Below are 23,248 nucleotides of genomic sequence, written 5' to 3'. Positions count from 1 at the left end.
CCTTATATCTCTATAATCAGTACTCAGTATGCCTTCTTAGCAGGAAAAGCAAGGTTCCCATTATCATCTATTATCTTCATAAAATATCTTTGTCCCTTTCACTTATCTATTCTTCAGCATTCCTGCAAGTTCATATAAAGATTGGTATTGTTTTATGAGATAATACCGACCTTCCTTTTGCAAGTATCCTTTCTCGCAAAATTGGGCGAGCACATGTAGTAAATGCCGATAAGTCACTCCTAAATAGTCACACACAATTATATGCTTTTCCTTATAAACGCCCTCATAAGCTGTTTGTAAAATGAAATCTGCCAATCGATTTTCAAGCGGGTAAGCAAGGCTTTGTGAATACTTCTCCCCCATAAGAGTCGCCTTTACGCTGAGGAACTTCGTTAATTCTCTCAGAAATTTGGCATCCTCCAATAATTTTTCCCTGTACTGGGAAAAAGGGAGAGCAAAGCAAATCATCCTTGTTGATGCTCGAATTCCCTTTGTACTATACACCTCATTTAATAATTCCATTTCTCCCATATAATCATCAGTATTGATGAAATTAATTAAGGAAACTTTCCCATTTTGGTGTGTGACATATATTTTGGCTTTTCCTTCAATGACATAAAATAAATAATCCGGTCTCATACCTTCTCGAATAATCCATTCATCTCGTTCATATTCATGCACTTCTATTAACTCTTCGACGGGAAAAGAAAATAAATGAGCAATTGAATTTTCCTGCAAAAAGCGCCTCTTTTTTTCACCTTTATAGATTTCCATATTCCACCTCAAAATATGAGATATCTCATATTATTTTATGTATTTCCATGATACTATACTATGCAGGCAAGGAGGAATACGTAATGAATGCACATCGTTGGATGAGCACACAATTTTTTAGTTTCTATATAACTTGGGGTATTTTTCTCCCCTATTGGACAGGATGGATGGTTGATGCAAAAGGCCTTACGATTTCAGAAGCTAGTTTGATCATGAGCTTAGGCCTTGTAGCAAGAGGACTTTCACCTATATCTATCTATCCTTATTTATCTAACAAATTCAGCAGTAAAGCACTGCTCAATGGGGCAGGAATCGCCACCGTCATTGCGATTTTATGCTATATCCCGGCCAGTTCCTTTACTAGCTTACTGATTGTCACACTAGGGATTAACCTTGTCTATCCTATATTGATGCCAGCTTTAGATAGCGCTGCGGGCGTCCTAGCCCAAAACAGGCTATTAACTAATTACGGAAGAAGCCGTCAATGGGGCTCAATCGGTTTCGTTGTAGCCGGTATGATTCTGACCCTCTTTACAGGTAAGTTTGGTGATGAAGTCATTTTATGGGCACTTTTGCTTGGTACCATCTTGCTGGTTTGCCTTGGCTTTATGCAGGCTCCGAGTGTTCTGTCTAAAAAGCCTCAAGCTAGCAGTTCTCAAAAGAAAGGCATGTTACATTTATTCAAAATTAAGCACTTTGCTTTAGTGCTTATTATTGTTATCTTTCTACAAGCAGCGCATGCAACCTATTACAATTATGGTTATCTCTATTTACAAGAAATCCAGGCTCCAAAATATTTGATTGGACTCATTATCAATATTGCTGTACTTGCAGAAATTGCTTTCTTTTCCGTCGCAGACCGAAAGTTTAATCGTTTTTCCGTAGGCTCCTTGCTTGCAATGGCCTCTTTAGGGTCCACCATACGATGGGTACTAATATTTGCCGTTCCAAATGTGCTTGTTTTCTCTATCGCACAAATCCTGCATGCATTCTCATTTGCCATGGCCCATTATGCTTTTATGAAATACTTAATCAAAAACATACCTGCTTCGCAGGTTCCAGGAGCACAAGGGATGTATTCAGCACTGGCCATGAGTTGGAGTGCGGCCGTATTTACGATTTTCGGCGGCTATTTATACGAAATTGAACCAAGATTTGCCTTTCTTGGCATGATTGTTTGTACAATCCCTGCCATGCTGCTATCCCTTTATTATCGAAAATTAGAGCATTAATATTTTGTCCACAAAAAGAGGCCGTTAAATACGGCCTCTTTTTCCATCTTAATTAAAGTCTTGTATCCCACTTATTGCACCAAACATTTTCATTTGGTGTGCCGTGGAACTCAGATTCACCCATGATTTTGTCAATCACAGCTTTGATTGTGATATCAGTATCTTTGTATGCGTTGATATAGGCTTTCACCATCGGTACATCTGTTAGATGTGTAGTGAAGTTAAGTGATACGAAAACAGTTGGCACTTCATGTACGTACCATGGGATTTCGTTCGCCATAGCCGCTTTCCATCTAATGCGGTAGTTGTTTTCTGCACCATAGCCAACTACATTAGCGAATACAAGCGCTGCATCCACCTCTTCGCGGTATTTCAATGTAGCTCCCTTAACGCGAGTATTACCTTCGTTGACGGTTACCTCAAAGCCTCTGCTCTCAAGCTCACTCACGATATAATTAAGCGTTTTGTCATCCGCTTTATAAATGCCGCCTTTTTCCCCTTCTAAGTAATAGAGGCGAATGCGCTTATGTGTTTCCGGGCGAATTGGCAGCTGATCTAATGTATTCTTAACAAGTGTGATTCCTTTGTCAGCAGCTTGTTTAGCACGCTCGATGTGGTCTTCACAGCCAATCACTTTTAGATCTTCTTCATTACGGAAGATAGAGCCGTCTTCTTTCGCTTTGTGCAAGCCAAGTGTCGCTTTAAAGCCCAAGATTCTTTCTAATGCGTCTTGAAGACGTTCTTCTGTAATGATTCCGTTTTTGTAGCCATTTAGCATGAAGTTATAGTCTTCATCGATATCATTGAAGAATAAGAACATATCACAGCCAGCCGCGATGGATTGTGGTACATACTCTTCGCGTCTCATCGCTGCTGTCATACCTAACATGTGAGATGCGTCAGTCAATACCAATCCGTTGAAGCCTAATTTGCCTTTTAGGAGGCCGTTGATCAATTCAGGTGCAAGTGTCGCTGGTAAGATATCACGGTCTCCTAGCTCAGGCGCCAATGCTTTTTGATACTCTGGCAAAGCAATATGTCCGGCCATAATGGAATGTACGCCATTTTCAATGTGGTTACGGTATACCTCACCAAAGGATTTTTCCCACTCATCAACAGACAATTCATTTACGCCCATAACTAAGTGCTGGTCGCGTTCCTCTGTTCCATCACCAGGCCAGTGCTTGATGCAAACACCAACATTGCTTTCTGTCAGCCCTTTGATGTATGAGTTTGTATGTTTAATAACAGTCTCCGCATTTGTGCCATATGCACGCGTGTTAACGATTGTGTTTCTCCAGTTTTTCAGGATATCTACACATGGGTCGAAGTTCCAGTTGACACCAACCGCATGCGCTTCACGGCCGCTTACATACCCGGCATCAAAGGATACTTGCTCATCACCTGAAGCTTCACACATCGCTGCTGCTGCCACATATGTACCGTCGTTTACCGCACCATTACCACCAGCATCACAGTTTGCTGCCACTAACAACGGAATTTTGGAATCCTTTTGAAGTTCGTTAATCAAATTTTGTACCTTATCAGAATTAGCTCCCATGTAACGTGCTCCACCGATATGGTACTTCTCAAGAAGCTCTTTGTTTGTGAACTCATTTCCGCTGAATTCATCATCACCGAAGAAGAATAGGTTAATAAATAACTGACCGATTTTCTCTTCGACAGTCATTCCAGAAATCGTATCTTTCACCCATTTGATATCTTCATCAGAAAGATTATACGGCTTCGCCTTTAAATCAACCTTTGGCATTGGAATGTTTTTGGCAATCTTTTGAATCATGGTATAGTTCCTCCGAACTTATTTTAAGTTATCGTTAAATTCCTTGATCAATTGTTCTTGGTATTCCCCAGCGAAGCTGCCATCTAAGAATTTTGCTAAAGCCTCTTCTCTGAAACGATCCCAAGAGAATTTCTCTTTACCAACAAGGATTGGGTAATAAAGAACGTTATTTACCTCTGCAGCGGATAAATCTCCAGGAGCATCGCCAATCATCAATACATGTGTATTTTCATAGCCGAATTTCTTCAATTGCTCGATGCAAAATGCTTTTGTTCCAGCCTCTTGGCCAAGCATGACATCAACATGTACGTTCAATTCATGTCTTGTCCATTCGTCAAGCACAGCCGCACCGTTTGCTGAAGAAACAATCGCTACGTCAGCGACATTATTTGCTGCTTCAAGTCCAGCTTTAGCACCTTCAACAGGTTTGTCATTTCCAGCTAGTTCTTCCTCAATCGTACGGTTAACCGCATGGCTCCACTCTAAAGCTTTTTTTAATTGCTCATCATTCGTTTCAGCAATCGCTCTTTCAAGTGATGGGTTGGAAAGCTCGTTCGTTGTTTCAGCCCACTTTTTGAAGGAAGAGATATCTGGCATTTTAATGCCTTCTTTTTCTAACGCTTCAAATGTAGCAACAACCCCTTTAAAACGGTTGATTCCTCTAGTTCTTGTGTAAAGATTGATGTCATTCCATACTTTAAGGAAACGATCTTTAATATGATGAAGCTCCCAAACGTCAACGGCACGCGGTCCGAATGCTTCTTCGTGCTTTACACCCATCGTATCCATGGCACAGCCATCAGAGTCAACACAAACTAAAAAGTCCTTCGTCTTTTGGAAATCTTTAATATTATCTTTCATAAATGAAAACCCCACTATCATTGGTTTTGTTTTGCCATTTTGAAAATAAAGGTTGCTGATCCAATTAACTTGGACCAACAACCTTCATATCATCTATATATGGTTTAGATTAAACTCCAGAGTAAGAAGAGAATCCGCCATCGATTGGAATAACGACACCAGTTACGAAGCTTGCTGCTTCTTCACTAGCTAGGTATAACAATCCGCCAACTAACTCTTCAGGCTCACCGAAGCGTTCCATCGGAGTGCTGTTAAGAATTTTTCCTGCTCTAGCAGATGGAGTGCCATCTTCATTGAACAATAATTTTTCGTTTTGTTTTGTAACAAGGAATCCTGGTGCAATCGCATTAACACGAATGCCAGCTTTCGCAAAGTAAGTTGCACACCATTGTGTGAAGTTACTGATTGCTGCTTTCGCTCCGCTGTATGCAGGAATTTTTGTTAAAGGTGTGTAAGCATTCATTGAAGAAATGTTAATGATGTTTGCACCTTTTTTCCCGATCATATCTTGTGCGAAGACTTGAGAAGGAAGAAGAGTACCTAAGAAGTTAAGGTCGAATACGAAGCTAACTCCTTTAGGGTCTAAATCAAAGAATGTTTTCATGTCTGGATTGTTCTTTACAGCTTCTGCATTGTAGAACTCGTCATCTGTTGTGCCTTTTGGATTGTTTCCGCCAGCATTGTTGACAAGAATATCAACTGTACCAAGTTCTTTAATAACGATTTCTCTTGCAGCTTCAAGAGCTTCCTTATCTAATACGTTAGCAGCAACACCGATTGCTGTGCCGCCAGCCGCATTAATTTCAGCAGCAACCTTATCTGCTGCTTCTTGCATAAGGTCCATAACCGCTACTTTCGCTCCGCATTCTGCTAAAGCTTTTGCGAAATAAGAACCTAATACACCGCCGCCGCCAGTTACAGCTGCGACTTTACCTGTTAAATCCATTTTGAATGGAACTGCCATGTTCGTTAACCTCCTAAGAGTTTAATTATTTTCTGTTTTTTTGTTCTGCTTCCCACAGACCGTGTAAGTAAGTAGCACCTAGTGCGCGGTCGTATAAGCCATAGCCTGGTTTTCCAGTTTCGCCCCAGATCATTCTTCCGTGGTCAGGACGAATCGCACCAGTGTAGTTGAAGTCTGCCATTGCTTTGATTACTTCGTACATATCAACAGAACCGTACTCAGATGGGTGAGCACTTTCTTCGAATGACATGCCGCCTGTTAGCTTAACGTTACGAGCATGAACAAAGTTTACGCGGTCTTTTTTACCGAAGTAACGAAGCATTTCAGGGAAATCGTTCTCAGGGTGTGAACCAAGGGAACCGCTGCACATAGTCAAGCCGTTATAAGGGCTGTCATATAGGTTAACGAATCTTTCTAAGTTCTCTTTGTTTGTGATGATACGTGGTAATCCAAAGATATCGAATGGAGGATCATCCGGGTGGATGGCCATCTTCACGCCAGCTTCTTCAGCAACTGGGATGATTTCTTTGATGAAGTACTCAAGGTTTTCCCAAAGTTTTTCATGGTCCACGTTTTTGTAGTGATCGAATAATTCTTGAAGGTCTTCTTTCTTATAGCTAGAATCCCAGCCTGGTAAAGAAAGTTCACCTGTTAATGGATCCATTTTCTTCGCTACTTCTTCTTCGAAGATAAGCGCTGTAGAACCATCTGGAAGACGGTACTCTAAGTCAGTACGTGTCCAGTCAAAGATTGGCATGAAGTTGTAGCATACAACTGGAATGCCAGCTTTACCTAGGTTACGTAAAGTTGTTTTGTAGTTCTCGATGTATTTGTCACGAGTTGGAAGACCGATTTTGATGTCTTCGTGAACTGGTACACTCTCGATAACAGAGATGTGCATACCCGCATCTTCTACAGTCTTTTTCAATTCTTCGATTTTTTCCATCGGCCAAGCTTCCCCAACCGGGATATCATAAATAGCTGTTACAATTCCTTTCATGCCTGGAATTTGACGGATGTATTCCAAAGGAATTGAATCCGTTTTTCCATACCAGCGAAAACTCATTTCCATAATTAAATTGCCTCCCTATTATCAATCAACATCAACAGCGAAGTAATTTTTCGCGTTGTTGTAACAAATATTTTCAACTAATCTTTGCAGCAATGCAGGGTCATTTGGAATTTCACCAGCTTCCACCCATGTACCAATTAAGTTACATAAAATGCGGCGGAAATATTCATGTCTGCTATAAGAGATGAAGCTGCGTGAATCCGTAAGCATCCCAACAAAGTGACTTAAGATTCCTTGATCAGCTAAAGCTGTCAATTGGCGAATCATGCCTGGTTTTGTATCATTGAACCACCATCCAGAACCAAACTGGATTCGGCCAGCGATTCCTTCTTCATTAGTTTGGAAGTTTTGAATCGTTGTACCAATTAGCTCATTGGAAACTGGGTTCAAATTGTAAATAATTGTTCTAGGCAGGGAATCCCTGATTTCTAGAGCATCTAGCAATGCATTTAATGGCGCTGCTACTTCACCTTGATCGCTAATGGAATCAAAGCCTGCATCAGGACCGAGTCTTTTGAACATTTTTGTGTTGTTGTTGCGGATTGCGCCAAAGTGGATTTGCATTGCCCAGTCTCTTTCTGTGTAGGCCTTTGCAAGTGCAATCAAAATGGCTGTCTTGAATTTATTTTCATCCTCTAGGCTGACAGCTTGTCCTTTGCGTCCAGCTTGGTAAATTCCATCCAATTCATTTTCGTCGAATTCAGCAAATGGAACTTCAGATAGACCATGGTCAGAAATTCTGCAGCCTTTTTCGTGGAAATATTGAACTCTATCTAATAGAGCTGCAATATATTCCTCATACGTTGCTAATGATTTATTCGCTACCTTTTCAAGCGTCTCTACGAATGGAATGAATGTAGCTTTATTGATTTCCAATCCTTTATCAGGACGGAATGAAGGAAGAACTTTCACTGGGAAGTCCGGTAATTCAGCGATTTGCGCATGATACTGAAGATCATCTGTCGGCTCATCTGTTGTACCAATGACTTTTACATTTGAACGCTTGATGATTTCACGAACTGCATAATCATCTTGCTGCAACAATTCATTACAGCGATTCCAAATGTCTTCCCAAGTATCTTCGTTTAATAACTCTTCAATACCGAAGTAGTTTTTTAGCTCAATATGAGTCCAGTGATACAAAGCATTTCCTAGTGTATAAGGAACTGTTTTAGCCCACGCCTCAAATTTAGCCTTAGGATCTGCATCACCAGTGATATACTTCTCAGAAATACCATGAGCTCTCATCGCTCTCCATTTGTAATGGTCGCCTTCTAGCCATAGTTCAGTGATGTTATTGAATTTACGATTTTCTGCAATATCTTTCGGTGATAAATGGCAGTGATAATCATAAATCGGCATATTTTTTGCATATGAATGATACAACTGAACAGCTGTTTCATTGTTTAACATAAAGTTTTCGTGAATAAATGCAGTCATATAGCACCCTCCTTATCCTTTTAATATCAAAGGATTATTGCGTACTGTTTCTAAGACCAAAACCAAATACAGGCTTAATCTTTGGAGATTATTCTCCTTTTACAGAGGCTAATTTCTCAGCGAATTGGCGAGCTACCTCTTGTACAGAACTGTAATCACCATTTTTAACACCTTTAGTTAAGGCACTTCCAACACCAACAGCAAATGCGCCATTATTTACCCATTTATCTAGGTTATCAAGGCTAACACCACCAGAAGGCATTAACTCAACATGTGGAATAGGGCCTTTAACATCTTTAAGGAATCCTGGTCCCATTAAGCTTCCAGGGAATAGTTTAACAACATCAACCCCAGATTCTAATGCTTGCATGATTTCAGTTACTGAACCGCAGCCTGGTAAATAAGGGATCGCATAACGATTACATACAGTTGCGATTTCACTGTTGAAGTGAGGGCTTACAATATAACGAGCACCTTTCATGATCGCGATTCTTGCTGTTTCGGCATCAAGAACCGTTCCCGCACCTACGATCATATTTGGATCGCCTGTCTGTACTAGCTCAGCGATTGCTTCTTCAGCTCCAGGTGTAGAGAATGTAACCTCTAGTGAGCGAATTCCGCCTTTGAATGCTTGCTTTGAAATCTCTACTGCTTCCTCTTTATTTTTTCCACGAATTACAGCTACTAGATAACCGCTATGTATTTCGCTTAGAATTTCATGTTTTTGCAACATTACAATCACCTCTTCCGTTATTTTAGTGAAATAATCATCCTTCACCATAAGTGCATGGAATTGCAAACTGGTTGTATTCTTAAATACAGACTTAGTATTTGTTTTACCGATAAAAAAATGCTATTTGGCACTAAATATTTTCATGTGAAAGAGTATTCCAACTTGTATACTTGTATACTAGCATTCAGTTACTAGTATTTCAAGTGGCTTCATTGTATATTTTCTGTAAACATACTCAAACATAAAAAAGACAGATTCGAAAAGGAATCTGTCCTAAAGCCTCATTATCCAATATACAATGGTGTATCTTCAACATATTCAAAATAATTACTATAAGGGCTATCTTTTTTGTAAAGATCTTCCCATAATTTCGTAGCATCAATTATATGTAGTTTCGCGAAAGCTTCAACTTGATCACAATCTTTTGTTTCAAGAATATTAACAATATTTTGGTGCTGGTCAATCGCTTCATCAAAATTATGCCGGATTTCAGATAATAGGCGCATCCGGTTATAGTGAGTGCTTATTCTATTGATTGCTTCCCAAATATGTTCCTTCTGGTTAGCCTTGAATATAATATGGTGAAATTGTTTATCCAGCAAGTGGAAGTCACGTTCCTTCCCACTTTGCCCAACTAAATCCTCTTGCAGAGCCAGATTTTTCTTTAAATCGTATAAAGCACTTTTAGGAAATGACTCACAAGCCAATTTTAAGACCTCTTTTTCTAGGTGAAAGCGCATAAAGGAGGCTTCCTTTATAAGCTGAGGATTAATCTTAGAAATATATGTACCGACTTGTGGTATAACTTCAATCAAATGCTCTTCCCGCAATTTCGCTAATACCTCACGAACCGGAGTACGCGATAAGCTCAATGCTTCCGCAAGTTCAATCTCACTAATTGCCTGTCCAGGTTCTAATTCTAAAGACATTATCGAGTTCTTGATCACTTTATAGGCATAATCTTTATTATTTTCTCCAGGAAGCTTTGGCGATACTGTAATAATCATGTCATACTCCCTCTTCCAAGGACACTTTTCACCATCATATCATGGTATTCAGCCCATATTCAATATATATAAGCAAGAAGATAGCTAATGCCTATTAACTATCTTCTCTCTTATGCCTAGTGATTCTAATTATTGCTTTCTCTTTTCAGCAAGGTCTATTGCCAGCTGTGCCGTTCGTTTTTTGTTTAATGGATAAAGGAACACAATAACAAGGAACACCGCTCCAAGCAGGATTGCCGGCACTAAAGTGCCAAGCATATGGATACCGCTCAGTGTATCTGCTGTTTGTGCTTTTAGTTCTGCATTGTATCCTACAGCTGCAATTGCTGCTCCACCTATACCACCTGCAACGGCTTGACCGATTTTACGTGCCATGGAATAGATGGAGTAAACCGTCCCATCCTCACGCAAGCCTGTCAAGTACTCATGATAATCGATGACATCAGTCACAAAGGCCCAAATAACAAGGTTAAAGGCACCGAAACCAAGATTTGCGATAGCAATAATCACAATAAACATCATCATGCTTAGATTAGGAAGCAAGTATGAAACAAGGTAGGCGACAGCAGCCAATAACAACCCAGCCGAAGCCACTTCTTTTTTGCCGTATTTCTTAACCAGCTTAAGTATGAAAGGCGCAAGCAAGATTACAGCTCCAGATTGCACGAACCCAATGATACTCAAGCCTGCCGTATTTCGGAAATAATCCTTAAACAAGTATACATTCACAGAACTGATAAACATGACGGTAACCATGAATGTTAAGGAAGCCACAAGGAACCAAAGTAACGGCCTATTTTTGAATAGACCTCTCAATGTATCTTTTGTATTTACTTTAGATTCATCAGCTTTATCCGTCAAAGTAACACGCTCAATCGTAAGTTTATAACAAGCGATATAACAAGCAATTGCTAAAATGCCGAAGATGATTGCTACCAATAAAAAGCGGTTTGCCGAAGCTTCATTATCAACGAATAAAATAACCGGTCCTAAAACATTGATAATTAATCCCGCTAATTGAGACCCTACTGTTCTCCAAGAAGAAAGAGCCGTACGTTCTACAGGGTCAGCTGTCATTACGGATGCCATGGAACCATAGGGAATGTTTACAGTACTGTACAATGTTCCCCAAAGAATATAACTTACATAAGCATAAGCCAGATAAAAGCCGTGTGACATTCCTGGGATATGAACGAACATTAATACACCCGAAATGACTAAGGGAAATGACATTCTAAGAAGCCAAGGTCTGAATTTACCCTGTTTACCAGGCTTCCTTGTATCGATGAACCGCCCCCATGCAATATCAGCAAATGCATCCCATAAACGAGCAATGGCAAATAACCCACCGACCGCTAATGGATTCAAATGATAAATGTCCGTATAGTATACCATCAAATAACTGGCAACAAACAGGAAGAAGAAATCGTTTCCGAAATCACCGAACAAATACCCCCATTTGTCTTTAGCACCAAATTTACGCATGATGTTTTCACTCCTAAAGGTTTAGATATATTTTGATACGCTATGTTCCAAGTGCTTTTCTCCAACTTATTTCAAAGAGGTACAATTAGTATGACATCCATTAGGAAATATCATTCATCTATTCATTGTTAAACATTTCACATAGGTTGTATTTTTAATCTCGCTAACCTATTTACCAGAATAAAAAAAGCGGAGACAATACATCTCCGCACGACCTCTCCCGATAAAGATCATTACATCTATCACGACATGTTATTTTATTAAAATAATGTTTTCTACTTTCCTTGAATATAAGAAATAATATCAATATAAATTTTAGTCATCTCTGATGGGGTTTTATCTAAATCATTTTGAACCCATTGTTCAATTAGCCCTAAAAAGGCAGAAGTGATAAAGGATAAAAAATACTCTAACGGGACATTTAATTTGTCTCCAAATCCTTCAATCTTCTCTAAATTAACACGTACTTTTTCTGAAAAGGCGTCTCTGAATCGAATATGAAAGCCCGCTCTCCCATGATCACTTAAAAAGATTTTTAATATAGGCGAATGCATGCCAATAAAGGAGAATAATGTCGACGCTAACTGCTCTTGCTGCTTTTCAAATGTATGGTGCGGTGAATAGCTGGACTGTAATTTATCCAGATGGGCACCAAGATCTGAAATTAATTGCTGCTCCATTTGTTCAAGCAAATCGTATTTATCCTCAAAGTGCAAATAAAAGGTGCCGCGATTGATTTTAGCTGTCTTGGTAATCTCCCCAATTGTGATTGACTCAAATGGTTTCTTTTCTAAAATTTTTATAAACGATTGCTGTATAAGCTTTTTTGTTTTTCTGTTCTTTTCGGTGTAAATGCTCATATCTTATGACCTCTTATCACTAAAATTTAACATACCGGCCGTTTTTGTTTATTGCTTTTATTTCCCTAGAAATTATAAGATATCCTCATGCTACTAAACAACATGTTGAAACCCAGAAAGGAAGACATCAATTGAGATTATTTAAAGAAAAGACAGCTTGGCTAGCTCCTCTTGCCGTCATATTAATCATTTCATTATTCTCCGTAAACTTATTCGCTCAAGGAGATCCGAAGGTAAGGAATCTGCCGGTTGCCATAAGTGTAAACGACGAAGGTGCTCATGTAGACGCAGTCCTATCAGCGGTTGAACAAATGAGTAAAGGTACTGCTGATGAGGAGCCTATGCTAGCTTTTACAAAAGTAAAAGAAACAGATATAGATGATTTATTTCATGATAAGAAATATTATGCAGCGCTAGTTATTCCTGAAGGATATAATGATGCCCTGCAAAATGCCCTCGCAAACAACAAACCTGCAGCCTTAAAGGTTTATATTAATCAGGGCTTTAACGCGACAGGTGCAAACTATGCAAAAACTGCTTTAAGTGCTTTGATCACCCAATTGAGCAACCAATATTCTGCTAACTTTGCCAAGCAAATGGATGGCCAAAAAATCGATGCTGATAAAGCAGCTGTACTCGTCAATCCGATCGTTTCTAAAGAAAAAGTATTCAATCCCATTACCGCTTCTACAGCAAATGGCAATGCACCGACTTTGATGGCAGTGCCAGCCTGGGTAGGTGCGTTAATCGGAGGGTTCATTCTATTCCTAACAACGTCAAACATCTTGAAGAAGGAATTGCTCACACGCAAGCAAGCATTGCGCTTAATGGGCGGACAAGTTCTATTTGGAGTCCTTATTGCTCTATTCTCAGGCTTTACTGTTGCGACATTAGGTACAATTGCTGGTATAAACATGCCTAGCTATTTCTTAGTTGGCTCTTTTGTATCCTTTGCAGCATTCTGCTTCTTCCTATTAGTATCTGCTGTGACAGCATGGATCGGCAAACCAGCCATTACACTCTTTATGGTTGTTATGCTACTGGGTATGGGAGTTCTAATGATGCCAATGGAAATGCTTCCAGACTTCTTTGTAAACTTCATTCGCCCATGGGTTCCTATTCGCTTTGCTGCTGAAGGATTACGCGATATTTTCTATTTCGGCAGCGGCTTCTACACAGGAGCTTCCTTTAACACAATTGCCGGAATTGGGATTGCTGGTTTAGTGCTGTACGTGCTGGCTATTTTCAAACCATTACGTGTACAAAAACACCCAAATAAATAATCCCTGGGACAATTAGTATGCCGAAAGCGGCAAACTAATTGTGCCAATAGACCAAAAGAGCATTGAGGGCTGATTTTAGCTCCCAATGCTCTTTTATTTATACTATTTAAAGAGACTAACGATCAGGTGAAATAATCTCCGCCCTATTGATGCCATTTGATTCAATAACTTGCTTGTACCAATAGAAGCTGTCCTTTTTGATACGGCGCAGGTCATGTGTTCCTTCCTCGTGCTGATTGACATAGACAAACCCATAGCGCTTTTGGAATCCATTCAGCCAGCTTAGCAAATCCGTGAATGACCAAACACAGTAGCCAAGCATTTCGACACCATCTGAAATAGCCTCTTGAATGGCTTCAATATGGGCATGCAAGTACTCGATTCTGTACTCATCATGGATTTTGTCCTCATCCTCCACCTGATCGAATTCACCGAGCCCATTCTCGCTAATCAAAATCGGCAAATCATATCGATTGGTTATTCGGCGAAGCGCTACCCTTAGTCCTTGCGGGTCAATATTCCAATCCCAATTAGTTCGTTCCAGGTGGGGATTTGCCGCTGTTTTAAACAACCCTGGGATACCCGAATCCTCTGCTGTCCCTTTGATGCCGGTCGTATTCATTTCACCAGCACTCACCCCGTCTTCTAATGGGTTCATTTCAATTGTAGTCGTCTGGTAATAATTTAAGCCCATAAAGTCTGGCTTACCCTCTCTTAATAAGGCAAAGTCCCCTTCTTCTACTTCAGGAGCAAGGCCCTCTTCCTTTAAATAGTTCCATGCTGCCTTCGGATATTTCCCCCAAGTATATACATCCATCCACCAATGGTTGTTCAGCTCCTCTGCATTCTCAGCGGCCAATATATCCTCCGGCCTTGAGGAGGCTGGGTAGGCTGGTGAATAGGCAAAGCTTGGACCAATCTGACCATCTGGCACATATTGGCGAAACGCCTTGATTACGCTGGCATTGGCCAGGTTCGCATGATGATTCACCTGATAAAATAGTTTAGTATCTTTTACTCCTGGCGGGTGGGAGCCTTCATCATATCCATGGCTTGTGAAAATATTTTGCTCATTTAGGCTGACCCAATATTTCACACGGTCTCCAAAACGCTTAAAGCATTCCACACTATAATCCGTAAAGTCCCTAATGATCCTTCTCGATTCCCAGCCTCCATACTCATCCTGAAGCGCCTGAGGCAAATCCCAGTGATACAATGTCAAGATAGGTTCGATTCTATATTTAACTAACTCGTTGATTAGGTCATCATAAAAGGCGATACCTTTTTCGTTAATCTCGCCTCTTCCATTCGGGAAAATACGTGCCCATGATACAGAAAAACGGTATGCCTTCAATCCCATTTCTGCCATCAATCGGATATCTTCCTTATAGCGGTGATAATGGTCGACAGCTACATCTCCAGTCGTGCCTTTAAACGTCTTGCCCGGTATTCGTACAAATTGATCCCAATTTGTTTTCCCTTTCCCGTCTACATTCCATGCTCCTTCGACTTGATAGGCTGCAGAAGCAGCTCCCCATAAAAAATCGGCCGGAAACGGTTTTAATGCTTTATGTATCATCGTTTTGGGCTCCCTTCCCCTTCATACTTTCGCGTTTGCTCACAATTTCTCCAGTCAACCAGCAATTAAGTTCTTCTGCCGCTGCAAGTAATGATACAAAGCTCCGATCAAGTTAGAATCATTGCCAAACTGACATCTTTCAACTTTAACGGTTATGCCTTCTTGGTCGTATTTCATTCTTCCTAATAATTCATTAATCTGCTCAATGAAGCCCTCTCTGTGACTGATTGCACCGCCAATCAGAATTTTCTCCGGGTCAAAGATAAATTGCAGATTATAGATGCCTACAGCAAGTCGCATGAAAAATTTGTTAATCTCATCCTGTATTTCTGCATCTCCCTTTTCAGCAAGCTCAAAAATGACTTTTCCGCTAAGAACAGCCGGATTCACGCCTTTTCTTTTGGCCACCTGCTTGACCAAGCCGCCTACAGCTGCCAGCGAACTCCATGTTTCTCTTGCCTGCCCATCCAGATAGCCTTCCATCACCATATAGCCGAACTCTCCGGCAAAACCATTCTTGCCATGTCGAATCTTTTTGTCTAGAACTACTGCGCCCCCCACGCCTGTACCGAGGACGATACAAAGATAGTCATTCACATCCTTCGCGGCGCCAGTCCATCCTTCTGCAAGCCCAGCACAATTTGCGTCATTTTCCATTTCAACCGGCAGCCCTGTCCGTGCCTGAAGGATGTTTTTAATATTTGGTCCGTGAAGATATGGAAGTGCACTAATTCCCTCAATATTGCCGGCTTCCGTATTTACGGCACCTGGCATACTGAGAGCCAGCCCTTGAATTAGATGTGTTGTTCTATACTGCTGTACAACCAAGTCAATGGTATCTATTAATTCGCTCAGACTATTTTTAGGCGTCGGAAGGGAGGCTTTATCGATAAAACAACCCGTTTCATCCATAAGAGCATATTTAATGGCAGAGCCTCCAACATCAACTACCGTGTAGTAATTCACCACATAACCTCCACTCAACCCAGTTTTGTATAAAAGCTTCTTCTATCTAATGCATGATCTGTTTCTGATGAGCCATAAATAGCTTACCGGTAATGGATTTTCTTTTAATCTAGAAATCTGGCAAAGCGCTAACATGACTCTCTAATAATTAATTCGGAGTCAATAAAGACGGGTTGTAATTGTGAACGATCATTAATCAAATCATCAAGCATATACGCCGATAATTTTCCGAATTTCTCTTTGTCCTGTTTCACCGTCGTCAGTTTCGGAGAGCTGTAACGGCAGGCGGCGATATCATCACAGCCAATTAATCGGATATCCTGCGGGCAATTCAGGCCTGCTTCTTTGATTGCCTGTAAGGCACCCAGAGCCATCATATCCGATGTTGCAAATATAGCCTCAGGCAGCTCTTTTGATTGGAGGATTTTCTTCATCGCCATATAACCGCTTTCCTCATGAAAGTCACCATATTGAATCCAATCCTCGCAAACCTCCAAACCGAACTGGTTCATCGCTTCCAGGAAGCCTTGTTTGCGATAAGTCGAAACAGGGGAATCAAACTTGCCGGCAATGAAACCGACTTTTTTTATCGCATGAAGATAGAGATACTCCACCACTTTTTTAGACAGCCCGACATTATCAGTCATGATGTAGCTTGCCTTAGGCCCTTTTAACTCGATATCAATCCCGATGCAGGGCATTCCCTCCTTTGCCAGCTCATAGGTGGACTCCTCTACCTCTTCACCGGCAATGATTAAGCAGCCATCCACATTGAAATGGCGGCATCTTGCTAAATAGCTGCCATTATCAGTATTGAATTTCTCATTTGAAAACATTAGAATGTCATATCCAAGCAAACCCATATTCTTCTTAAAAGAAGAGATAATCTCATTAAAATAAGGGTGGGTCATATCTACATTAATTCTCCCTGCATAAATTAATCCAATTAGATTTGATTTCTTTGTAGCCAGGGACCTAGCAGAAAAACTAGGCTCAAAACCACATTGATGAATAATATCGAGCACTTTTTTCCTTGTTTTTTCACTTATTCCATCGTAATTATTGATGACCTTTGAAACGGTCCCTGGTGAAACATTTGCCATCTGCGCAATATCTTTAATGGTTAAATTCATGTTAATCCCTTCTATGACCGAGTGATAATCTTTATTTTACAGATCCTTCCGTAATACTTGAAATAAATAACTTATTGAAAAATAAGAATACCACCAAAAGCGGAACCGTTGCCCAAAATACACCTGACATGATCATCCCGAAATCTACATCTCTTGTATTGCTCAGTTGAGCTAACGCTACTTGGATTGTATAATTCTCCGGGTCTCTCAAAACAGTAAACTGCCATAGGAACTCTCCCCACACAGCAGTAAAAACGATGATGCCTAAAGTGGCGAACGCCGGTAAAATTATCGGCACGACAATACTGCGGTAAATCCTAAAATTCGAGCACCCATCTAATTTCGCTGCCTCCATAAGCTCATCAGGAACCGATTTACTGATGTATTGCCTCATGAGAAAAATGCCTAAAGGGTTCAAAAAGAACAGCACCATAACCCCTGGCAAGGTGTCCAGTAAACCTGCGTTTGAGATGAGAAAATATTGAGGAATTAACCCTAATTGCGGCGGAATAATCATCGTTAACAGAATAGCAATAAAGAGAACATTTTTTCCGCGGAAGGAGAATTTCGCAAAAGCATAGCCTGCCAAGGAACTAATGAATAACACCACAACTGTGACGATGATGCATATGACAAAGGAGTTCCACATCGAACCGAAGAAATCAATGGAGTTTAACACCTTATTAAAATTCTCAACCAGCATATTCCCCGGCGTTATGGTAGGCGGTATGGAGTTAAAGGCTGAGCTTGGCCTAGTCGCCATTACAAACATCCAATAGAAAGGAAACAATGAAAGGATGGATGCTATCGATAAAAAGATATATACGAGGAGTTTCCCAGCAGAAAATCTTCTTGTCCTTTTATTTTTTTTCACTGTTGCCCCCTCCTTTTTCTCCCCATACCAGATGTCAGGTATACGTTGATTGCCGCAAAAACAGTGATTAGTACCAATAAGATCATAGCCGTAGCAGATGCTGTACCAAAGGATTGTAATTTAAATGCATCACGATATAAGTACATCACGATTGTCATCGCCTCATCGCGTGTAAAGGCATCTGTACCTAAGAATACGGTTGGTTCGGAAAAAAGCTGCAGGGCCCCAACAGTTGAGGTAAAGACAGTCAATATAATAAATGGTTTTAACATTGGTACAGTAATATAGCGGAACTGTTGAAATTTACTGGCCCCGTCAATAGTTGAGGCTTCATAAAGATCATTTGGAATACTTTGAATTCCAGCAAGATAAATAATCGTGTTATAGCCTACCCATCGCCAGAAAACCATAATGGATATGGCAATCTTTGTTCCCCACTCTGAACTGCCCCAGCTAACCGGGTCAAGTCCCGCTAAGCTTAATACATAATTAGCCAAAGATGATTCATGATTGCTAAACAGCACGCTGAAAATCAAGGCAACCGCCACCATCGAGGTAATATATGGCATAAAGATTGTAACTCTAAAAAGGTTTCTGAATTTAAGAAAGGCCATATTCAGCAAGTAGGCAAATATAATTCCAAATACAATTTGCGGGGCAGTCCCCATGATTCCCATGACTATTGTGTTGTAAACTGACTTCCAAAAAAGAGGGTCCGCTAAGACAATTCTGAAATTATCCAATCCGGCAAAAACCATCGGACTGAGACCATTCCACTTCTGGAAGGCTAAATAAATACTGAAAACAGCTGGATACAACCCAATAATCGCGAAGATAATGAAGAAGGGAGCGATATATAGATAGGCAGAATACATATCTTTTTTCGCCTCAGACCTAAAAGGCTTCTTTTTCACTTTGGGCTTATTGGTAATAGCATTCGCTTTCACTGATTCCATTTTCACACCTCTTTTCCATCAAAGGCGGGAGCAGCATCTTATTGCCAAACTCCCCGCCTTATTCCGGTGAATAGTTGAGTTATCGGTCTAATAAGCCCTTGGAGCGTTTAACAGCCTCTTTCCATTCCTTTTCAGGATCCGTTCCTTTTGTTTGGACATTTTCTAAAGCATTCGTTACCTCAGAATAAATTGGGAAGTATTTTTCGCCTTTATATACAGCGCCATTAATATCTTGTGCAGCTTCTGCAAATACCGGCGCCGTTGATTGTCCGCCAAAGAATTCATCTTTGTTTGTCTTAAATTCTTCCATTTCATAGACAGAATGGGCAGAAGGGAAAAGTCCCTTATCTTGGAACGATTTCAGCTGGTTTTCTGGTGAAACGAGCCACTCTGTGAATTTATAGGCTTCCTCTGCATTTTCTGTTTCGCTTGGGATAGAAATGAATGAGCCTCCCCAGTTTGCCGCAAATTCAGTTGGCAGTGTCGCCACTCTCCATTTACCAGATGACTCCTGTGCATTGCCTTCCATCCAGCCCTTTAACCAGCCAGCCCCTAACTCAGCAGCAAATTCCCCTTTATTAACGGCATTTGCCCATTCAGCTGACCACATTTCATATTTACCGACAATGCCCATCTCATTCAATTTCACCGCATAATCATAGGCATCTTTAACAGCGTTTCCTTCCTCCTCTATCAACAATTCGCCCTCTGGGCTCAGGAATGTTGTTTCGGCACCGTCCAAGTAGGCTCTGAAAGCCATATCAATACTGTCAATAAAAGGCTTTCCTGTTTTTTCTTTCACTTTAAGGCCTGCTTCTTCAAAGGCGGCTGGCGAATCAATCAATGCCGCCACTTCTTCCGGATCAGTCGGTAAACCGGCCTCCTCAAATAAATCGACTCGGTAGTATAACGCTTTAGGACCAATATCCGTTGGCAGGCCAATCAAGAAGTCTCCGCTTTCGTTCTCACCTGTATTCCACTTCCAATCCAGGTATTGATCCTTAATGTCCTTTGCACCAAGATCATACAGGTTCTCAAAACGGTCCTGTGCAGCTTTGAAGCGGTCAAGCTGGTCAATTTCCAGCATCGTGATATCCGGCGCGCCATTTCCAGCAGACAAGGCGGTGAATAATGCATCATGGTGCTCAGCTGTTTCAGCAGATCTTACCTTGATCTTTACACCAGGATTTTCCTTTTCATATTCCTTCGCTAAATCCTCATAATTAGTTGCACCAAATGTCCAGAAATCAAGGGTAACATTCCCATCACTCTTACCTGAAGCCTCTTCATTATCCTTACATGCTGTTAATGACAAAGCGAGAACAGCCGATAGGCCGATTACAGCTAATTTTTTCAAGCTTTTCAATTGTGGTCCCCCCTATTATTGTTCGATTAAACGTGCATCAATTGGAATCTGCGTACAATAAGCATTTTGAACATTTCTTATACGTCCCTACCCCCTCGCCTTGCTAATCTTGAAAAATATAATAATGGCACCACTTTGACGAAACCGGTTTCCATTTATGCTTGAATATATGTATGTGTCTGCGACCGAAACCGCTTTCATATGTGATTATATATGGAATTATTTTAAATAACAACCATTTATTAGAATTTTTAGAAAATATTATAGAAACCGGTTTCTAAATCCAACTTTGATTCCCATTCTTGCATGACAAAAAATGCTTAATAGATAGAATGACTATAACGACAGGACAGCTAGAAAAGTACCGAGATAATCATAGTTGATAATTGTCCGTTCATAGCAGCCCTCTTCCCTGTAGCAAAAACACCATTTACAGCGTGCTACATATAGTGAATGAATGAAACAAACGCCTAGGGGGAATTTCAATGATACTATACGTAGTTCGTTCGGGTGATACACTTCGGCAAATAGCAAACCGATATGGTGTCAATATGAATTCGATTGTGCAAATAAACAGGCTGCCAAACCCTAATCAATTATTGGTTGGCCAGTCTCTCGTTATTCCTAAGCCTGGTTCTTATCATTCTGTTAAAAGCGGGGAAACTCTAGCATCTATCGCACAACAATACGGGGTTCCAGTTCAAACGATTATACAAACTAACCAGCTAACAAACCCAAATGCGCTTAATGTAGGTACTCAGCTATTCATTCCGCCAATCACACATATCGTCCAGCCTGGGGAAACCTTAAGACAAATTGCCAGCCGGTATGGAACTACAGTTCAAGCCATCATGAGAGAAAACAATATTGATAACCCGAACATCATTTATTCAGGGCTGAGATTAGCTATTCCCAGACCAAAGCCTGTCATTGAGGTAAATGCCTATACGTACCAACCCAGTGAGGATGCCGTCACTACCCTCAATCAAATTGGTGATTTATTAACGTATTTCAGCCCATTTGCTTACAAGATTAAGGAGGATGGAACATTACAGTCAATGAATGATCAAGCAATGATCAAGGCTGCACTTGCGAATAATATATTGCCGATGATGTCGCTTACCAACTTCACATCAACCCAAGCAGGATCCAACTTAGCGAATACAATCTTGGCTAATTCAGAATTGAGGGAAAAGGTCATTAGCAATGCCCTTCAAGTAATGGATGAAAAGGGTTATAGAGCACTGAATATCGATTTTGAAAATGTGCTGCCAGCTGACCGCGAAAACTATAATCGATTTCTTCAATCGGCCGTTGACCGTCTCCATCCAAAAGGATACTTGGTATCATCGGCTCTTGCACCAAAAGCGAGCGCAACCCAGGCTGGAGTATTGTATGAAGCACATGATTATGAGGCACATGGCCGAATTGCCGATTTCGTCGTGCTGATGACATACGAATGGGGTTATCGGCTTGGCCCGCCGCAGGCAATCTCCCCTATTAACCAAATGAGGCGGGTAGTAGAATACGCTCTATCAGTCATGCCATCGGAAAAAATATTCCTGGGTTTCCAAATCTACGCCAGGGATTGGCTTGTCCCTCATGTCAAGGGCCAGGAAGCTGAGACATTCAGTCCGCAAGAAGCAATCAGGCGTGCGGTCAAATATAAAGCTACTATTCAGTATGATACAACCGCACAATCACCATTTTTCCGTTATACAGATGAACAAGGACGGGAACATGAAGTATGGTTTGAGGATGCGCGAAGTGCTCTAGCTAAGTTCGATATGGTTAAACAATATAAGCTTCGCGGCGTCAGTTACTGGGCATTAGGTTTTCCTTATCCGCAAAACTGGGCATTATTAAATGATAATTTTAGAATTAAGAAATTGCTGTAGTAATCCGCAATCGATTTGATTAAACTAAAAAAAATGCCGGATAAAATACCGGCATCTTCTTTATGGGTAAGGCTCCCTTTCTAAATAAGGGTTTTTCTTTTTGAAGTTAACTCTAAGGTAAGATTACCAACATATTGGAACAGTCTCTTTTATAGAGTGACGGCCTGGAAGCAGCAATCTCAAACCCCTACCTACTTATGATACGGTTCCCCCCGATTAATCCGGAATGCACGGTATACCTGCTCCACCAGAATCAGTCTCATCAGCTGATGTGGGAATGTCATCCTTGAGAAGGATAGCGTATCATTAGCCCGCTTCATTACATCTTTGCTTAGGCCGAGTGATCCGCCGATGACAAAGGCGATTTTACTTTTTCCATATGTAGCGAGCTTGTCGAGCGTCTCAGCCAATTCTTCGGATGATTTCATTTTCCCCTCGATAGCGAGGGCGATTACATGAGCATCATCTGGTATTTTGGACAGAATCCGCTCCCCTTCTTTTCCCTTCACCTGAAGCATTTCTTGTTCGCTCAAGGTTTCAGGTGCTTTTTCATCGGGTATTTCAATAATATCGATTTTTGCATAGGCCGATAGTCTTTTTGAATATTCTTCTATTCCTTGTTTTAAGTATTTTTCCTTCAATTTACCTACTGTTACTATTGAGATATTCACAGTTCATCCTCACTTTACAAACAACTTATCCACAGTAGTTATCCACATATACACAGTTACTGTCCACATATTGTGTCCGAATGTTCGTTCGCCACAATATATACAGCTGGTTTTCCACAGTATTCACATGTAAAACCACTTGAATTGTTAGTAACTTCTTCATTTTCTTTATTAGAAAGGCTGTTAATAAAAGGTGGTACTTCTGTCTCATCTACAATATTATCGAGTCCTACCTCCACATGCTCCGCGCAGCAGTATATCTTCATCTTTTTCACTCCATTCTTGTTCATACG

Annotated in this window: 21 protein-coding genes; 3 read left to right on the top strand and 18 right to left on the bottom strand. The window is 40.7% G+C overall.

What is annotated here, in order from left to right; genetic code table 11:
* Nucleotides 1–102: 102 nt before the first annotated feature.
* A complete protein-coding gene (gene yeiL / locus CYL18_RS05185; protein WP_104848426.1) occupies nucleotides 103–774 on the bottom strand; it encodes a transcriptional regulator YeiL in 672 nt (223 codons plus the stop codon).
* Between the two features lie 83 nt (nucleotides 775–857).
* Here yeiL and CYL18_RS05180 point away from each other — a divergent pair, with 83 nt between their 5' ends.
* Complete coding sequence (locus CYL18_RS05180; protein ID WP_104848425.1) at nucleotides 858–2,006, top strand: MFS transporter; 1,149 nt, start codon at nucleotides 858–860, stop codon at nucleotides 2,004–2,006.
* 52 nt (nucleotides 2,007–2,058) lie between these two features.
* On the opposite strand, the gene CYL18_RS05175 is transcribed toward CYL18_RS05180, so the two are convergent.
* The 9 genes from CYL18_RS05175 to CYL18_RS05135 form a co-directional block, all read right to left on the bottom strand.
* Nucleotides 2,059–3,807 carry a glycoside hydrolase family 3 protein gene (locus tag CYL18_RS05175; RefSeq protein ID WP_236636259.1) on the bottom strand — a complete coding sequence of 583 codons (1,749 nt, stop codon included), beginning with the start codon at nucleotides 3,805–3,807 and terminating at the stop codon, nucleotides 2,059–2,061.
* A gap of 18 nt (nucleotides 3,808–3,825) precedes the next feature.
* Nucleotides 3,826–4,668 carry an HAD family hydrolase gene (locus CYL18_RS05170; protein WP_104848424.1) on the bottom strand — a complete coding sequence of 281 codons (843 nt, stop codon included), beginning with the start codon at nucleotides 4,666–4,668 and terminating at the stop codon, nucleotides 3,826–3,828.
* Nucleotides 4,669–4,777: 109 nt separating this feature from the next.
* Entirely contained in the window at nucleotides 4,778–5,632 is an 855-nt protein-coding gene (locus CYL18_RS05165; RefSeq protein ID WP_104848423.1) for an SDR family oxidoreductase, read from the bottom strand.
* 25 nt (nucleotides 5,633–5,657) lie between these two features.
* The gene (gene uxuA / locus CYL18_RS05160; protein ID WP_104848422.1) at nucleotides 5,658–6,704 is read right to left on the bottom strand and encodes a mannonate dehydratase; all 1,047 of its coding nucleotides are present in this window, start codon (nucleotides 6,702–6,704) and stop codon (nucleotides 5,658–5,660) included.
* A gap of 21 nt (nucleotides 6,705–6,725) precedes the next feature.
* Complete coding sequence (uxaC, locus tag CYL18_RS05155; protein WP_104848421.1) at nucleotides 6,726–8,144, bottom strand: glucuronate isomerase; 1,419 nt, start codon at nucleotides 8,142–8,144, stop codon at nucleotides 6,726–6,728.
* A gap of 88 nt (nucleotides 8,145–8,232) precedes the next feature.
* The gene (locus CYL18_RS05150; RefSeq protein WP_201741247.1) at nucleotides 8,233–8,874 is read right to left on the bottom strand and encodes a bifunctional 2-keto-4-hydroxyglutarate aldolase/2-keto-3-deoxy-6-phosphogluconate aldolase; all 642 of its coding nucleotides are present in this window, start codon (nucleotides 8,872–8,874) and stop codon (nucleotides 8,233–8,235) included.
* 287 nt (nucleotides 8,875–9,161) lie between these two features.
* Nucleotides 9,162–9,884 (bottom strand): GntR family transcriptional regulator, encoded by a 723-nt coding sequence (locus CYL18_RS05145; RefSeq protein WP_104848419.1) that lies wholly within the window; start codon nucleotides 9,882–9,884, stop codon nucleotides 9,162–9,164.
* Nucleotides 9,885–10,013: 129 nt separating this feature from the next.
* The gene (locus tag CYL18_RS05140; protein WP_104848418.1) at nucleotides 10,014–11,369 is read right to left on the bottom strand and encodes an MFS transporter; all 1,356 of its coding nucleotides are present in this window, start codon (nucleotides 11,367–11,369) and stop codon (nucleotides 10,014–10,016) included.
* A 275-nt stretch (nucleotides 11,370–11,644) separates the two neighbouring features.
* Nucleotides 11,645–12,229, bottom strand: a complete 585-nt coding sequence (locus CYL18_RS05135) for a TetR/AcrR family transcriptional regulator (RefSeq protein ID WP_104848417.1) — start codon at nucleotides 12,227–12,229, stop codon at nucleotides 11,645–11,647.
* A gap of 131 nt (nucleotides 12,230–12,360) precedes the next feature.
* On the opposite strand from CYL18_RS05135, the gene CYL18_RS05130 reads away from it, so the two are divergent.
* Nucleotides 12,361–13,512, top strand: a complete 1,152-nt coding sequence (locus CYL18_RS05130) for a YhgE/Pip domain-containing protein (protein ID WP_104848416.1) — start codon at nucleotides 12,361–12,363, stop codon at nucleotides 13,510–13,512.
* 115 nt (nucleotides 13,513–13,627) lie between these two features.
* Here the strand turns inward: CYL18_RS05130 and CYL18_RS05125 are convergent, their stop codons facing one another.
* The 6 genes from CYL18_RS05125 to CYL18_RS05100 form a co-directional block, all read right to left on the bottom strand.
* Entirely contained in the window at nucleotides 13,628–15,091 is a 1,464-nt protein-coding gene (locus CYL18_RS05125) for a glycoside hydrolase family 1 protein (RefSeq protein ID WP_104848415.1), read from the bottom strand.
* A 54-nt stretch (nucleotides 15,092–15,145) separates the two neighbouring features.
* Nucleotides 15,146–16,057, bottom strand: a complete 912-nt coding sequence (locus tag CYL18_RS05120) for an ROK family protein (RefSeq protein WP_104848414.1) — start codon at nucleotides 16,055–16,057, stop codon at nucleotides 15,146–15,148.
* 128 nt (nucleotides 16,058–16,185) lie between these two features.
* Nucleotides 16,186–17,190: a LacI family DNA-binding transcriptional regulator gene (locus CYL18_RS05115; protein ID WP_104848413.1), complete on the bottom strand. Its 1,005-nt coding sequence runs from the start codon at nucleotides 17,188–17,190 to the stop codon at nucleotides 16,186–16,188.
* Between the two features lie 31 nt (nucleotides 17,191–17,221).
* Entirely contained in the window at nucleotides 17,222–17,953 is a 732-nt protein-coding gene (locus CYL18_RS05110; RefSeq protein ID WP_407984520.1) for a carbohydrate ABC transporter permease, read from the bottom strand.
* A 107-nt stretch (nucleotides 17,954–18,060) separates the two neighbouring features.
* Nucleotides 18,061–19,020, bottom strand: a complete 960-nt coding sequence (locus CYL18_RS05105; RefSeq protein WP_104848411.1) for a carbohydrate ABC transporter permease — start codon at nucleotides 19,018–19,020, stop codon at nucleotides 18,061–18,063.
* A 79-nt stretch (nucleotides 19,021–19,099) separates the two neighbouring features.
* Complete coding sequence (locus CYL18_RS05100) at nucleotides 19,100–20,386, bottom strand: ABC transporter substrate-binding protein (protein WP_104848410.1); 1,287 nt, start codon at nucleotides 20,384–20,386, stop codon at nucleotides 19,100–19,102.
* 485 nt (nucleotides 20,387–20,871) lie between these two features.
* Here CYL18_RS05100 and CYL18_RS05095 point away from each other — a divergent pair, with 485 nt between their 5' ends.
* Nucleotides 20,872–22,284, top strand: a complete 1,413-nt coding sequence (locus tag CYL18_RS05095) for a LysM peptidoglycan-binding domain-containing protein (RefSeq protein WP_104848409.1) — start codon at nucleotides 20,872–20,874, stop codon at nucleotides 22,282–22,284.
* Nucleotides 22,285–22,475: 191 nt separating this feature from the next.
* On the opposite strand, the gene rlmH is transcribed toward CYL18_RS05095, so the two are convergent.
* Both rlmH and CYL18_RS05085 read right to left on the bottom strand, forming a co-directional pair.
* The gene (gene rlmH / locus CYL18_RS05090) at nucleotides 22,476–22,955 is read right to left on the bottom strand and encodes a 23S rRNA (pseudouridine(1915)-N(3))-methyltransferase RlmH (RefSeq protein WP_104848408.1); all 480 of its coding nucleotides are present in this window, start codon (nucleotides 22,953–22,955) and stop codon (nucleotides 22,476–22,478) included.
* 56 nt (nucleotides 22,956–23,011) lie between these two features.
* A complete protein-coding gene (locus CYL18_RS05085) occupies nucleotides 23,012–23,221 on the bottom strand; it encodes a CxxH/CxxC protein (RefSeq protein ID WP_104848407.1) in 210 nt (69 codons plus the stop codon).
* Nucleotides 23,222–23,248: the final 27 nt, after the last annotated feature.

Source organism: Pradoshia eiseniae (assembly GCF_002946355.1).
Lineage (GTDB): Bacteria > Bacillota > Bacilli > Bacillales > Pradoshiaceae > Pradoshia > Pradoshia eiseniae.
This window is presented reverse-complemented; position numbering and strand designations above follow the sequence as displayed.

Coding starts and splice junctions, on each gene's coding strand:
- CYL18_RS05175 (WP_236636259.1), bottom strand. CDS start 3,807: ATGATTCAAAAGATTGCCAAAAACATTCCAATGCCAAAGGTTGATTTA.
- uxaC (WP_104848421.1), bottom strand. CDS start 8,144: ATGACTGCATTTATTCACGAAAACTTTATGTTAAACAATGAAACAGCT.
- CYL18_RS05105 (WP_104848411.1), bottom strand. CDS start 19,020: ATGGAATCAGTGAAAGCGAATGCTATTACCAATAAGCCCAAAGTGAAA.
- CYL18_RS05110 (WP_407984520.1), bottom strand. CDS start 17,953: ATGGCGACTAGGCCAAGCTCAGCCTTTAACTCCATACCGCCTACCATA.
- yeiL (WP_104848426.1), bottom strand. CDS start 774: ATGGAAATCTATAAAGGTGAAAAAAAGAGGCGCTTTTTGCAGGAAAAT.
- CYL18_RS05180 (WP_104848425.1), top strand. CDS start 858: ATGAATGCACATCGTTGGATGAGCACACAATTTTTTAGTTTCTATATA.
- CYL18_RS05170 (WP_104848424.1), bottom strand. CDS start 4,668: ATGAAAGATAATATTAAAGATTTCCAAAAGACGAAGGACTTTTTAGTT.
- CYL18_RS05135 (WP_104848417.1), bottom strand. CDS start 12,229: ATGAGCATTTACACCGAAAAGAACAGAAAAACAAAAAAGCTTATACAG.
- CYL18_RS05115 (WP_104848413.1), bottom strand. CDS start 17,190: ATGAATTTAACCATTAAAGATATTGCGCAGATGGCAAATGTTTCACCA.
- CYL18_RS05145 (WP_104848419.1), bottom strand. CDS start 9,884: ATGATTATTACAGTATCGCCAAAGCTTCCTGGAGAAAATAATAAAGAT.
- CYL18_RS05125 (WP_104848415.1), bottom strand. CDS start 15,091: ATGATACATAAAGCATTAAAACCGTTTCCGGCCGATTTTTTATGGGGA.
- uxuA (WP_104848422.1), bottom strand. CDS start 6,704: ATGGAAATGAGTTTTCGCTGGTATGGAAAAACGGATTCAATTCCTTTG.
- CYL18_RS05140 (WP_104848418.1), bottom strand. CDS start 11,369: ATGCGTAAATTTGGTGCTAAAGACAAATGGGGGTATTTGTTCGGTGAT.
- CYL18_RS05095 (WP_104848409.1), top strand. CDS start 20,872: ATGATACTATACGTAGTTCGTTCGGGTGATACACTTCGGCAAATAGCA.
- CYL18_RS05085 (WP_104848407.1), bottom strand. CDS start 23,221: ATGAAGATATACTGCTGCGCGGAGCATGTGGAGGTAGGACTCGATAAT.
- CYL18_RS05165 (WP_104848423.1), bottom strand. CDS start 5,632: ATGGCAGTTCCATTCAAAATGGATTTAACAGGTAAAGTCGCAGCTGTA.